This window comes from Rhizobium sp. NFR07 (assembly GCF_900111905.1).
Lineage (GTDB): Bacteria > Pseudomonadota > Alphaproteobacteria > Rhizobiales > Rhizobiaceae > Neorhizobium.
Genome location: NZ_FOKM01000013.1, coordinates 36,660 through 50,144 on the forward strand (window position 1 = coordinate 36,660; position 13,485 = coordinate 50,144).

The following is a 13,485-nucleotide window of genomic DNA, read 5'->3' on the forward strand; positions in this document are numbered from 1 at the left end:
GCAATTCCAGGAAAAGTGTGAAGCGGTTTTCCTGGAATTGCGACAGACAAAGGAAGAGGATGCATATACTCGCCACCACATCGTCGTCGCTCGACGACCTGATCGAGCCGGTCGACCTCAACCAGTCGCCGGCGGATGTGGTGGTGCTGTCCTTTTCCGGCAGCGACCTGAACGGCATTTCAGCCGGTTGGAGCCTGGACGACACCAGCCTTTGCCTCACCAACCTCTCCGACCTGCGCCATCCCATGTCGGTGGACCTGTGGGCGGAAAAGACGGCGGCGCATGCGAAAGTCATTCTCGTGCGCATTCTCGGTGGCTACGACCGCTGGGCCTATGGCGTCGAGGAGCTTTCGAGGCTGGCACGGCGCAGGAAAATAGCGCTCGCTCTTTTGCCCGGCGAATGCAGCATCCGTGACGAGCGGCTGGCCGCTGCCTCGACGGTCTCCGAAGAGGCGCTTTCCTGCATTCTCGCCTGCTTTCGCGAAGGCGGGCCGGACAATATGCGCCTGCTGGCCGGTAGACTCGGCGCCTTGGCGAAAGGCGATGCCGATGCCTTGCCGGCGGCTTTGCCCATGCCGAAGGCCGGTTTCTACCGGCCGGGCCAGGGTATCGTCGAACCGGAAACACTGACGGCCGGTTTTGCGCCGGATGCGCCGCGTCTGCCGATCCTGTTCTACCGGTCGATGCTGCTCGCCAATGACGCCGCACCGATCGATGCGCTGTTCGAGGCTTTGGCATTTCGCGGTTTCGCGCCGATTCCGATCTTCGTCAGCGGACTGAAGGATGCGGATGCCATCGCCTTCGTCGAAAGGTCCATCGAAAGCCTTGCGCCCGCTGCCATCCTGACCACCACCGCCTTTGCCAGCGGCGCCGACGGCAAGGGTGAAACGCTGTTCGACCGGACGGGCATTCCCGTTTTCCAGATCGTCGTTGCCACGACCCGCCGCGAGGGCTGGGCCGAAGGCAGACGCGGTTTGAACCCCGCAGACCTTGCCATGCATGTGGTCCTGCCGGAACTCGATGGCCGCATCCTGGCCGGTGCGATCTCCTTCAAGGAAGGCGAGAGCTCCGCCAATCTCGTCAACCAGCCCGAACCTGACAGAGTGGAACAGGTAGCCAAGCGCATCGCAGCCTTTCTGCGTATGAAGATGGTGCCGCGGGCCGATCGCAGGCTCGTCATCCTGCTGCCGGATTATCCGAGCGCGCCGGGCCGCACCGGTTATGCGGTCGGGCTGGATGTGCCGCAAAGCGTGCTGTCCATGCTGCGAGATCTTTCGATAGCAGGCTATTCGGTTTCGGACATTCCCGAGACACCACGCGATCTGATGAACCGACTGAATAACAAGGCGGGTAGCCTCTCGATATCGGACTATGCTGCGGCACCCGGCGCAGATGCTGCCTGGGGCGCACCGGCAGACGACGAGGATCTCGAGGACGGCGCCTACCGCTTCCGCGCCGTCCAGTTCGGCAACGTCACCGTCGCGCTCGCACCCGATCGCGGTCGCAATGCCGATCGTCGTACCGACTATCACAGCCCAGAGCTGCCACCACGCCATGCACTGGTCGCCTTCGGTCAATGGATGCGAAACACGCTCGGCGCCCATGCGATCATCCATGTCGGCGCCCATGGCACGCTGGAATGGCTGCCCGGCAAGACCGTGGCCCTGTCCCGGGAATGCTTCCCGGAACTCGTCACCGGCGGCCTGCCGGTAATCTATCCCTTCATCGTCTCCAACCCGGGCGAGGCGGCCGTTGCCAAGCGGCGCATTTCCGCCGTGACCATCGGTCATCTTCCGCCGGTTCTGACGGGTGCCGGCCTTTCGGACGAACAGAAGAAGCTGGAACTGCTGGTCGACGAATATGCGCAGGCGGACGGTTTGGATCGCCGCCGCCGTGACCGGCTGGCGAAGCTGATCGTCGATGCCGCGCGTGACACGGCGATCGCCAGCGATGCAGGCGTCTCGCGCGATGACGATCCGGATACGGCGCTTGCCCGCATCGACGCCTTCCTCTGCGACCTCAAGGACTTTGCCATCAAGGATGGCCAGCATGTATTCGGAGAAGTGGCCGAGGGCGATGATGACCCATTGCGGATAGCCAGCGCTGGAACCGAACGGCAAGCCCTGCTGGATGCGCTGGATGGAAAACATATCCGCCCCGGCCCTTCCGGTGCGCCGGCGCGGGGCCGCCGCGACGTGATGCCGACCGGCCGCAATCTCTTTGCCAGCGATCCGCGCACCCTGCCGACCCCGACGGCCTTTGAATTGGGCAAACGCGCCGCCGACGAAATCCTGCGTCGTTATCTGCAGGACCATGGGGACTGGCCGAAAAACCTGATCTTTGATCTATGGGGCAGCGCATCGCTGCGGAGTGGTGGCGAGGAAGTCGCCCAGGTTCTGGCGCTAATGGGTGCCCGGCCGGTGCAGGATGCCGCAACCGGTCGCGTGACCGGCATCGAGGTCCTGCCGCCGGCGCAGCTCGGCCGCCCGCGGGTGGACGTGACGCTTCGAATTTCCGGCCTGTTCCGGGACATGTTCCCGGCGCTGATTGCACTGCTCGACGCCGCCATGCGGGCGATTGCTGCACGGGAGGAAGCCCCGGGCGACAATCCGCTGGCGGAAGAGACGCAGAGGGAGGGCTCGGTCCCGGCCCGCATTTTCGGCTCAGCCCCCGGCACATACGGCTCCGGAATAGAGGAAAAGCTGGCCGACGGTACATGGGCCGAGCGTGAAGAGCTTGGTCGTATCTATCTCGACGCCACGAGCCATGCCTTTGGTGGCGCGGATGGAGAGGCGAGCCATGTACCGGGCGAATTTGCCGGACGGATCGGGGCTGCCGATCTGCTGGTCCATACAGGCGACGATCCCGGCCGCGACCTGCTCGACGGTTCCGCCGACGTTGCCTTCATCGGCGGCTTTTCGGCCGCTGTCGCCGCGCTTGGCGGCAAGGCGGATGTGATCGCGCTCGATACGACCGACCCGGCCAAACCGAAGGCCAGATCGATTTCCGAAGCCGTGACGCGCGTCGTTCGGGCCCGGGCCACCAACCCGGGCTTCATCGCCGGCCAGATGCGTCATGGACCACGCGGCGCGGCCGAGCTGGTCGAGACCGTCGACAGGCTGATCGGCTTTGCCGAGACGACACACGCGATCCCGCAGTCGCTGATCGATGCCACCTATGACGCCTATCTGGGCGACGAGATGGTGCGCGATTTTCTGCTGGCGCAGAACCCGGAAGGCGCGCGTTACATGGGCGAGCGCTTCCGTTCGGCGTTGCATCGCGGACTATGGCATCCGCGCCGCAACGCGGTGGATGCCGAGCTTGAAATGCTGATGCCACCGGAAAAAGGAGAGGTCGCATGACGGCACTCTCCCTCGATCGCTCAGACCTGGACATGAGGCGCGGTGCCTGCCCGGCGCTATCAACGCCGATGATGACCGGTGACGGACTGCTCGCGCGCATATCGCTTACCGGGGCGATCTCGCCGGCTGATCTTGCAGACATCTGCCGGCTGGCTCTGGTGCATGGAAACGGCGTGATCGACATTTCCGCCCGCGGCAATCTTCAGATCCGTGGCCTGACCGAGACGTCGGCACCGCAACTGGATGCGGACGTGCGGGCGATGAACCTGCCGCTGCGCGACGGCTTGGCTGTCGAAGTGCCGCCGCTCGCCGGTATGGACGACAGCGAGATTGCCGATCCCCGACCGCTGGCTGAAGCGATCCGTAAAGGCGCCCGGGAGATTACCGGCCTTGCGCCGAAAATGGCCGTCGTGGTCGATGGCGGGGGACGGCTTCGGCTCTCGGATCTGCTGGCGGATATCCGCCTTGTCGCGGCCGGCAGGAATGAGTGGAAGCTGCTTCTCGGTGGCACCGAGCAATCCGGTCGCCTTTTCAATGTTTTACGTGAAACACATGCTGTCGACACGGTTTTGGGCCTGCTCGGACGGCTCTCGACGCTGGGAAACAAGGCTCGTGGCCGGGACTTGGCGAAAGACGCGCCGGCGCAGATGCTCGGAACAAGCCCGAGCATGACGGCAAAACATGTGGCCATGTCTCCCTTCAATCTTTTCGGCCTCTCAAAAGATCTTCGGGCCATCGGCATCGGTCCTGCTTTCGGACAGGCAAAGGCGCAGGACCTGATTGCCCTTTGCGACGAAGCCAGTCGTCTTTGCATGCAATCGGTGAAGCCCGCACTCGATCATTCGCTGCTGTTCTTCGGCCCCGAAACCGCCTGCGTCGCGCTTCGGGATTTCGCCGGGCGCCATGGCTTCATCATCTCGGCCGGTGACCCGCGCGGACACATTGCCGCCTGCCCCGGCAGCCCCGCCTGCAATTCGGCGATCATCGCCACCCACGACATTGCGACCAAGGCGGCGGCGGAATGCGGCGACCTGCTCGATGGGTCCTTCACGCTGCATGTCACCGGCTGCGCCAAGGGCTGCGCCCATCCCGAGCCGGCAGCGCTCGCACTTTGCGGTACCGCTGCCGGCGTTTCCCTGATTGCGCAGGGAAAAGCATCCGGCGAACCCTTTGCTTTCACTGATTTTGCCGATACCAACGCCACGCTTCGCCGGCTCTCCGATCTTGTAAGGACGGAACGCCGGCCGGGCGAAAACTCCGCCGACTGCCTTGCCCGGATCGGTTCCGGACGACTGGCAGCGGCTGCCACAGGACGACCATGACGAATTACGACTATATCCGCGAAGGCGATGCAATCTACGAGAAGTCCTTCGCGATCATCCGCGCCGAGGCCGATCTTTCCGCCTTCACCGAGGAGCAGGCCGATATCGCCGTGCGCATGATCCATGCCTGCGGCTTGGTGGAAGCGGCACAGCATTTCCGCTTTTCCGGCGATTTCGTCGAGGCCGCACGCGGCGCACTGCGGGCCGGAAAGCCGATCTATTGCGATGCCGAAATGGTGGCCCATGGCGTAACCCGCGCCCGCCTGCCGGCGGAAAACCAGGTGATCTGCACTCTGCGCGACAGCCGCACGCTGGAACTGGCAAAAACGATCGGCAATACCCGCTCGGCAGCCGCACTCGATCTTTGGGATGACCTGGAAGGTTCGGTGGTCGCGATCGGCAATGCGCCGACGGCCTTATTCCGCCTTCTCGAAATGCTGGACGCCGGCTGGCCTCGCCCTGCCGCGATCATCGGCATGCCGGTCGGTTTTGTCGGCGCGATGGAATCCAAGGAAGCCTTGATAGAGTCTGCCCACGACATTCCCTATGCCGTGGTGCGTGGACGCATGGGCGGCTCGGCCATGACCGCTGCCGCCGTGAATGCACTGGCGAGGGCCGGGCTTTGAACGCGCAGGCAATCAAGGGTCGACTGACCGGCGTCGGCACCGGCCCTGGTGATCCGGAACTGATGACGCTAAAGGCCGTGCGCGCCGTAAGCGAGGCCGACGTCGTGGCCTTCTTCTGCAAGAAGGGCTCGACCGGCAACGGCCGCGCCATCGTCGAGGCCCATATCCGCCCCGGCACCGTTGAACTGCCGCTCGTCTATCCGGTCACGATCGAAACCCATAAGGACGAGGCGGATTACAAGAACCCGATCAACGACTTCTTCGACCGTTCGGCGGAAGAGATCGCCGTCTATCTCGATGCCGGCAAAAATGTCGCCGTGCTGAGCGAGGGCGATCCCCTGTTCTACGGCTCCTACATGCACCTGCATCTCAGGCTGAAGGATCGTTATCAGGCCGATGTCGTTGCCGGCGTGACCGCCATGTCCGGCTGCTGGTCGATGACCGGCCTGCCGCTGGTGCAGGGCGACGACATTCTGAGCGTATTGCCCGGCACGCTGTCGGAGGAGAAGCTGACCGAACGGCTCGCAGTTACGGATGGTGCCGTCATTATGAAGGTTGGCCGTAACTTGCCGAAGATCCGCCGCGCACTGGCTGCCGTCGGAAAGCTTTCCGGCGCGCTTTATGTGGAGCGCGGAACCATGGCGAATGGCGCAGCGCAGAAACTCGAAGAGCGAGACGAAAGCCCGGCGCCCTATTTCTCCATCGTTCTTGTTCCCGGTTGGACGACACGGCCAACGGGCGGCCAGGGAAGCAGCGAATGACCGGCTCGCTGATCGTCGTCGGCCTCGGCCCCGGCAATCCGGACCAGATGACGCCGGAGGCTCTAGCGGCAGTTACGGCATCCACCGACTTTTTCGGCTATTTCCCGTATATCGACCGACTGAACCTCAGGCCCGATCAACGCCGCCACGCCTCCGACAACCGCGAGGAACTGGCACGCGCCAAGGCGGCACTGGAGATGGCAGCAAAGGGCGGCAGGGTCTGCGTCGTCTCCGGCGGTGATCCTGGCGTCTTCGCCATGGCCGCTGCCGTCTGCGAGGCGATCGACGACGGCCCAGCGGAATGGCGCGAGATCGAGCTTTCCGTCGTGCCCGGCGTCACTGCCATGCTGGCTGTCGCGGCCAAGGCCGGTGCGCCGCTGGGGCACGATTTCTGTGCCATATCGCTGTCGAACAATCTCAAGCCCTGGGCCATCATCGAAAAGCGCCTCGTTGCGGCAGCAACGGCGGGCTTCGTCATGGCCTTCTACAATCCGATCAGCAAGGCGAGGCCGCACCAGCTCGGCGAAGCCTTCGACATCCTTCGCGCCCACCTGCCCGGCTCGGTACCGGTGATTTTCGGCCGCGCGGCGGGGCGTCCCGACGAGGCGATCCGCGTTGTGCCGCTGTCGGAGGCACAAGGGGAGATGGCCGACATGGCGACCTGCGTCATCGTTGGCACGGCGGAGACACGGCTGATCGAACGTACCGGCCAGCGGCCGATCGTCTATTCGCCGCGCTTCCTGCGGGAGAGCTTCCAGTGACGCGCCATGCCGGCAAGCTCCTCGACGCTTCTGGCCGACGGCACGTCCGGCAGGCGGGGGCGCTCGATCAGCACGACCTTGATACCGAGACGCCGGGCGGCAGCGATCTTGGCTGCGCTCGCGGCACCGCCGCTGTTCTTCGAGACGATCAGGTCGATCCCATGCTTTTCGAGCAGCTGGATCTCGTCCCACTCAGAGAACGGACCGCGGGCGGTGATGTAGGTGACATGCGGCAGCTGGAGCGGCGGTTCGACCGGGTCGACGCTGCGAACCAGATAGCGATGCTGTTTCATGACCTCGAAGGGCAGCAGTTCCTGCCGGCCGAGCGTCAGGAAAACCCGGCGCGGCGCAATGTCGAGCGCCTGGACGGCCGCAGGAATGTCGGCGACATCCTGCCAGCGATCACCCTTCTGCCGCGACCACGCAGGACGGCGCAGCGCCATGATATCGATGCCGGCGGCAACAGCAGCCTCCGCGGCGTTGCGCGAAATTCGCGCGGCGAACGGATGGGTCGCGTCGATCAGCAGGTCGATGCCGTTGTCGCGCATGAAATCTGCCAGCCCCTCGGGGCCGCCAAAGCCGCCGATACGCACCGGCACCGGCTGTTCGGCCGGCGCCTTGGTACGGCCGGCAAGCGAGAGCAGGATCTGGTAGTCGGGGCTCGTCGCCAATTGCGCCGCGAGCGCCTTGGCCTCGGCTGTGCCGCCCAGGATGAGGATGGAGTAAGTCAAATTGCCTCCTGAATCAGAGAGAAGAGCTTTAAACCAAAGCCGCTGGCTGTCCATCGTCGGCATCGGCGAAGACGGTGTGAGGGGCCTTGGCAACAATGCAAGGGAAGCGATCACCCTTGCGTCGGTCGTGTTTGGTGGCAAACGGCACCTGGAGCTTGCGGCTCCGCTGATTTCAGGCGACGCACGCCCCTGGCCTGTCCCGTTCGACGCTGCGATGCGCGATGTCGTGGCGCTGCGTGGTCAGGCCGTCTGCGTGCTTGCCTCCGGCGATCCCTTCTTCTTCGGCGTCGGTGCTACACTGTCACGCCATATCGAGGCAGCGGAATTCATTACCTATCCGTCGCCCTCAGCCTTCTCGCTGGCTGCCTCGCGCCTCGGCTGGCCGTTGCAGGAGATCGAGACGGTCTCCTTGCATGGCCGTCCGCTCGACCTCGTGCGCCCGCTCTTACATGCCGGACGGCGGATCATCGCGCTAACTTCGGACGAGAAGGGACCGGCCGAGCTGGCAGAACTGCTTTCCGCAAGCGGTTTCGGCCAGTCGCGCATGATCGTGCTCGAAGCGCTCGGCGGCGAAGCGGAGCGCGTCCGCTCGAGCAGGGCGAACGAATTTGCAATGCGGGATATCAATATCCTGAATGTCGTCGCGATCGAGGTCGTGGCGGATGTCGCCGCGCGCGTTCTGCCGCGCGGCTTCGGGCTGGATGATGCGCTCTTCGAACATGACGGCCAGATCACCAAACGGGAGATCCGCGCGCTCACATTGTCGACGCTCAGCCCGCGGCGTGGCGAACTGCTCTGGGATATCGGCGCCGGTTCGGGCTCGATTAGCATCGAATGGATGCTGGCCGATCCGTCGATGAAGGCGATCGCCATCGAAGGGCATCCGGAACGCGCCGCCCGCATCACACGCAACGCCGCCGCCTTCGGCATGCCGGGGCTAGTTCTGGTCGAAGGCGAGGCACCGAAAGCGCTCGATGACCTCCCGCAACCGGACGCGATCTTCATCGGCGGTGGCGGCAGCGAACCCGGTGTCTTCGACGCAGCCCTCGAAGCGCTGAAACCCGGCGGCCGGCTGGTTGCCAATGCCGTGACGCTGGAAATGGAAGCCGTGCTTCTGGCCGCACAGGCGAAACTCGGCGGAAGCCTGATCCGCATCGAGGTGTCGCGTGCGGCACCGGTCGGCTCCATGCAGGGCTGGAAACCGGCTATGCCGGTGACGCAGTGGAGCTGGACGAAGGGAGCCGAACAGTGATCGTTGCCGGTCTCGGTTGCCGTAAAGGCACCACGCAAGAAGATCTTCTGTCGGCGCTGGATGCCGCCTGCATGGAAGCCGGTATTTCACGTGAATCCATCGCAGCGCTCGCAACCGGCGAGATCAAGCGGGAGGAGCCGGGTATCCTGCAGCTGGCGGAAAAGCTTGGGCTTCCGCTCCACGTCGTCACCGACGACGCTCTGTTGGAGGCCGAACCGCGGACGAAAACCGTCTCGCGCCACAGCCTTGCCAAGACGCTCTCGTCCAGCCTGTCGGAGGCGGCGGCACTGGCCGCGGCGGGAGAGACATCCGAAATCATCGTGCCGCGGCTGATCTCGCAAGGCGCCACCTGCGCGCTCGCAGAATCCAAGGAAAGCCCATGACCGTTCATTTCATCGGCGCCGGACCGGGTGCTGCAGACCTGATCACCGTGCGCGGCCGCGATATCCTCGCCCGCTCGCCGGTCTGCCTCTATGCCGGATCGATCATGCCGAAGGAACTGCTCGACTGGTGCCCCAAAGACGCCCGCATCGTCGATACAGGTTCCTTGTCGCTGGACGAGATCGAGGCCGAATATGTTGCTGCCCACAAGGCCGGCAAGGATGTGGCACGGCTGCATTCCGGCGATCTCTCCGTCTGGAGCGCGGTGGCCGAGCAGATCCGCCGGCTGGAAAAGCACGGTATCGACTACACGCTGACACCCGGCGTGCCATCCTTTGCCGCAGCGGCGGCCGCCTTGAAGCGCGAGCTGACCATCCCGGAAGTGGCCCAGAGCCTCGTGCTCACCCGTGTCTCGGGCCGTGCCTCGAAAATGCCGGATGGCGAGACGCTGAAAGCATTTGGCGCGACGGGCGCAACGCTGGCGATCCATCTCGCCATTCATGCGCTCGGCAAGATCGTAGAGGAATTGACGCCGCTTTACGGCGCCGATTGCCCGGTTGCGATCGTCGTTCGCGCCTCATGGCCGGAAGAGCGGATCATCCGCGGCACACTCGCCGATATCGAGGCGAAGCTGGCTGAAGATCCGGCCGAACGTACGGCGCTGATCTTTGTCGGCAAAGGCCTTGGCGCCTCCGATTTCGTCGAAAGCCAGCTTTACAATGCCGACTATGTAAGGCGATTCCGGCCCGGCTGGGATCAGCTGCGCGAAGGCCAGGCAGACAAGGGGTCGGAATGATCGGAAGGCGTGAATTCGGTCTTTCCGACAAGCTGGCCCTGGCGGTCAAAGACCAGGATTTCCAATGCGATGGCGGGATCGCCAAGTGCCTTGGCCGCCGTTTTCCAGGCAAGCGTGGCCACACGGTCGCCAAGCGCGAGCCCCTGTTCACCGGCAAGCTGAAAGGCATGCGAGACGGTGTTTGCGGCAATGATGCGCGCCACCAGATCGGCATCCGCGCCGGCCTCCCTCGCGACCTTGGCAAGGGCTTCGAGATCGGCAAGCCCGCGCTTGGAATGGACGTCGAGCATGCCCTGAGCGAGCTTCGTCATCTTGGCGACGCCGCCGGCGATCGTGACCTTGGGAACCGGGTGGCTGCGGACATATTTCAGCATGCCGCCGACGAAATCACCCATGTCGATCAGCGCGATCTCGGACAGGCCGTGATAGGCCTGCGCCGCCTTTTCAGACGTGTTGCCGGTGGCGCCGGAAATGTGGTCGAGGCCGGCGGCACGCGCCACGTCGATGCCGCGCCAGATGGAATGGATCCAGGACGCGCAGGAAAACGGAATGACGATGCCGGTTGTGCCAAGGATCGATATCCCGCCGAGAATGCCGAGCCGGCCGTTCAGCGTGCGCTCGGCGATCTTCTCGCCGTCGGCAACGGAAATCTCGACCTCGAAATCCTTCTCGCCGTGAGAGACCTCGGCAATGGCCTGGGCGATCATCCTGCGCGGCACGGGGTTGATGGACGGTTCGCCGGGCGGCAGCGGCAAACCGAGCCGCGTCACCGTGCCAACACCCGGCCCCGCCTTGAAGGTGATGCCTGTTCCCGGCAGGCCGCGACGCACCGTACTCATGATCAGCGCACCGTGGGTGACGTCGGGATCGTCACCGGCGTCCTTGACGATGCCGGCCTTGGCAAAACCATCACCGCGTTCCTCGGTCGCGAGCGCGAAGCCCGGCCTCTGTCCACCGGGCAGCGTTACCTCCACCATGGCTGGAAACTCGCCGGTTATCAGCGCAAGACAGGCAGCCTTGCTGGCAGCGGCCGCACAGGTTCCCGTGGTCCAGCCACGACGCAGGTTCTTGCTTTCTGGTTCAATGGCCGCTTCCATGGCCGTTTCTATAGCCCGGCCGTCATCGGCCGGCAAAAGGTTTGCACATGCGCATGAATGAGTTGATCGAAACGATCGTCGAGGCTCCCGAATTTACCCCCGGCCATGTCTGGCTCGCTGGCGCCGGTCCCGGCCACCCGCGCTATCTCACGCTCGAAGTGGCGGATGCGCTGAAGAAGGCAGACGTGATCGTTCACGATGCGCTGGTGTCCGACGCCGTACTCGCGCTGGCGGAAACGAAGGAGCTTATCTTCGTCGGCAAACGCGGCGGCAAGCCCTCGGTGGCGCAGGACGATATCACGGCGAAACTGATCGAGCTCGCCAAGGCAGGCAAGCGCGTGCTGCGGCTGAAGGGCGGCGATCCCTTCATCTTCGGCCGCGGCGGTGAAGAGGCGGAAGCGCTGGTGAAGGAGAACATTTCCTTCCGTATACTGCCAGGCATGACTTCGGCGCTCGCCGCACTCGCTTCCGCAAATATCCCGGCCACCATGCGCGGCATCAGCCGCTCGATCACGCTGGCGACCGGCCATGCCGCCGGCACACCGGGAGATCTCGACTGGAAGGCGTTGGCCAGGACCGGCGAACCTATTGTCGTCTACATGGGTGTCAGCACGATCGGAACGATCTCCAGGCTTCTGATGGAGGGTGGTCTGGCCGCAGACACGCCGGTAGCGGTGCTGATGGCCGCGACAACGCCCAACGAGCGGTCGATGACGGCAACGCTTGCGACGGTCGAAGCGGAAGTGGCGCGCCAGAACTTTGCTGCGCCGGCACTGATCGTCATCGGCAGGATCGTCAACATGCAGGCCGTACTTTCGGGGCAGCCGGTTGTTGAGGGCGGCAAACCATGACGGCCCGCGCACTCATCATCGGCGCGCCGCGCTCGGGCTCCGGCAAGACGAGCGTGACGATCGGCCTCCTGCGCGCCTTCCAGCGGCGGGGAGTGAAGGTGCGCGGTATCAAGACGGGTCCGGATTACATCGACCCCGGCTTCCACGAGGCGGCGACCCGCCTGCCCGGCCTCAATCTCGACAGCTGGGCGATGGCGCCCGACCTGTTGCGGCATCTGGCGCGCGAACAGGCGGAAGATGCCGAACTGATCCTGATCGAAAGCGCCATGGGCCTTTTCGACGGCATATTGAGCGAGCCGAACCGCTCTGGTGCAGCCTCGGACCTCGCACGGCTCTTCGGCCTGCCCGTGCTGCTGGTGCTCGACGTCTCCGGCCAGAGCCAGACCGCCGCAGCCATCGCCTGCGGCTTCATGAACTACGATGCGAATGTGAAAATGGCGGCCTGCGTCCTGAACCGCGCCGGTAGCGAGCGACACAAGAAGCTGTCCGGCGAAGCGATCGAGGCGATCGGTCTGCCCGTCGTCGGCACTGTCCTGCGCGATCCGACACTCGTCCTGCCCGAGCGTCACCTCGGACTGGTGCAGGCGAGCGAACATCCGGAAATGGACGCCCATATCGACCGATTGGCGGATGCGATGGAACGCTCGCTCGATCTCGACGCAATTTTCGAAGCTGCAAAGCCGTTCGACATCCCGATGGGTTCGACGCAAAAGGCACTGCAGCCGCCCGGCCAGCGGATTGCTCTGGCGGAGGATGCGGCCTTCACCTTCCTCTACCCGCATATCAAGCGCGAATGGCGGATCCTGGGGGCCGAAATCATCCCCTTCTCGCCGCTCGCCGACGAAGCGCCGCCGGCCGATTGCGACATCTGCTGGCTGCCCGGCGGGTATCCGGAATTGCACGCCGACAAGCTCGCCTCCGCCGAAAACTTCAAAACCGGCCTGAAAGCATTTTCCGAAACCAAGCCGGTGCATGGCGAATGCGGTGGCTACATGGTACTGGGTGAGGCGCTGGAAGATGCCGATGGCGTGACCCACGCCATGACCGGGTTGCTGTCCCACTCCACCAGTTTCGCCAAGCGCAAGATGAACCTCGGCTACCGCCGGGCAAGCCTGCTGGGACCCTGCGCGATCGGTGCGACGGGTGACGTCGTGCGCGGCCACGAGTTCCATTATGCCCGCGTGACGGATCCCGGCGACGACCAACCTCTCGCCATGATTGCAGACGGTATCGGCACCGAGATTGGGCCTTCGGGCGGAAAGCGAGGCCACGTGAGCGGCACGTTCTTCCATGCGATAGCGCGCAACTGAGCCGATCGGCCACCCGCTTGACAGTGGTCAAATTTTCGCAACCCATGGGCGGTTGCCAAATGTGTCGCATCAAAGGCAATTAATGTCGTAGCGAAGGCACATCCGCGCGGCAACGCGCCCATAATCTTTATCAAGCCTCAACGGGCCTTCGATCACAGAGCAGAAACTCCCCGAGGCAAAAGAGCTCACATCCAAGAGCCGGGGACTGCACAAGAAAGGAAGTTATGTCGGCGGC

Annotated in this window: 12 protein-coding genes; 10 read left to right on the forward strand and 2 right to left on the reverse strand. The window is 64.2% G+C overall.

Features of this window, described 5'->3' with window-relative positions:
- The first annotated feature begins 59 nt into the window (after positions 1–59).
- Genes cobN through BM216_RS23970 form a run of 5 tightly spaced genes read left to right on the forward strand, consistent with a single transcriptional unit; the run spans position 60 to position 6,832 of the window.
- A complete protein-coding gene (gene cobN, locus BM216_RS23950; RefSeq protein ID WP_093001750.1) occupies positions 60–3,362 on the forward strand; it encodes a cobaltochelatase subunit CobN in 3,303 nt (1,100 codons plus the stop codon).
- Positions 3,359–4,684 (forward strand): precorrin-3B synthase, encoded by a 1,326-nt coding sequence (gene cobG / locus BM216_RS23955; protein ID WP_093001751.1) that lies wholly within the window; start codon positions 3,359–3,361, stop codon positions 4,682–4,684. The genes cobN and cobG overlap by 4 nt, the downstream gene beginning before the upstream one ends.
- The gene (locus tag BM216_RS23960; RefSeq protein WP_093001752.1) at positions 4,681–5,310 is read left to right on the forward strand and encodes a precorrin-8X methylmutase; all 630 of its coding nucleotides are present in this window, start codon (positions 4,681–4,683) and stop codon (positions 5,308–5,310) included. Before cobG ends, BM216_RS23960 begins: the two co-directional genes overlap by 4 nt.
- Positions 5,307–6,071: a precorrin-2 C(20)-methyltransferase gene (locus tag BM216_RS23965; RefSeq protein WP_093001753.1), complete on the forward strand. Its 765-nt coding sequence runs from the start codon at positions 5,307–5,309 to the stop codon at positions 6,069–6,071. The genes BM216_RS23960 and BM216_RS23965 overlap by 4 nt, the downstream gene beginning before the upstream one ends.
- On the forward strand, positions 6,068–6,832 hold the full coding sequence (locus tag BM216_RS23970) for a precorrin-3B C(17)-methyltransferase (RefSeq protein WP_093001754.1): 765 nt from the start codon (positions 6,068–6,070) through the stop codon (positions 6,830–6,832). Before BM216_RS23965 ends, BM216_RS23970 begins: the two co-directional genes overlap by 4 nt.
- Here BM216_RS23970 and BM216_RS23975 read toward each other — a convergent pair.
- Positions 6,796–7,563, reverse strand: coding sequence for a cobalt-precorrin-6A reductase (locus BM216_RS23975; protein ID WP_093001755.1), 768 nt, complete (start codon positions 7,561–7,563; stop codon positions 6,796–6,798). The genes BM216_RS23970 and BM216_RS23975 overlap by 37 nt on opposite strands.
- A gap of 1 nt (position 7,564) precedes the next feature.
- Between BM216_RS23975 and cbiE the strand changes: the two genes are divergently transcribed.
- From cbiE to cobM, 3 genes are read left to right on the forward strand one after another with little or no spacing between them, the layout of a single operon-like run.
- Entirely contained in the window at positions 7,565–8,815 is a 1,251-nt protein-coding gene (gene cbiE, locus BM216_RS23980; RefSeq protein ID WP_093001756.1) for a precorrin-6y C5,15-methyltransferase (decarboxylating) subunit CbiE, read from the forward strand.
- Positions 8,812–9,198 carry a cobalamin biosynthesis protein gene (locus BM216_RS23985; RefSeq protein ID WP_177230888.1) on the forward strand — a complete coding sequence of 129 codons (387 nt, stop codon included), beginning with the start codon at positions 8,812–8,814 and terminating at the stop codon, positions 9,196–9,198. Before cbiE ends, BM216_RS23985 begins: the two co-directional genes overlap by 4 nt.
- Positions 9,195–9,992, forward strand: a complete 798-nt coding sequence (gene cobM / locus BM216_RS23990; protein WP_093001758.1) for a precorrin-4 C(11)-methyltransferase — start codon at positions 9,195–9,197, stop codon at positions 9,990–9,992. Before BM216_RS23985 ends, cobM begins: the two co-directional genes overlap by 4 nt.
- Here cobM and BM216_RS23995 read toward each other — a convergent pair.
- Positions 9,953–11,077, reverse strand: a complete 1,125-nt coding sequence (locus tag BM216_RS23995; protein WP_177230898.1) for a cobalt-precorrin-5B (C(1))-methyltransferase — start codon at positions 11,075–11,077, stop codon at positions 9,953–9,955. The genes cobM and BM216_RS23995 overlap by 40 nt on opposite strands.
- A 59-nt stretch (positions 11,078–11,136) precedes the next feature.
- Here BM216_RS23995 and cobA point away from each other — a divergent pair, with 59 nt between their 5' ends.
- Positions 11,137–11,940 (forward strand): uroporphyrinogen-III C-methyltransferase, encoded by an 804-nt coding sequence (gene cobA, locus BM216_RS24000; protein WP_093001760.1) that lies wholly within the window; start codon positions 11,137–11,139, stop codon positions 11,938–11,940.
- Positions 11,937–13,250 (forward strand): cobyrinic acid a,c-diamide synthase CobB, encoded by a 1,314-nt coding sequence (locus BM216_RS24005; RefSeq protein WP_093001761.1) that lies wholly within the window; start codon positions 11,937–11,939, stop codon positions 13,248–13,250. Before cobA ends, BM216_RS24005 begins: the two co-directional genes overlap by 4 nt.
- The last annotated feature ends 235 nt before the right edge of the window (positions 13,251–13,485 follow it).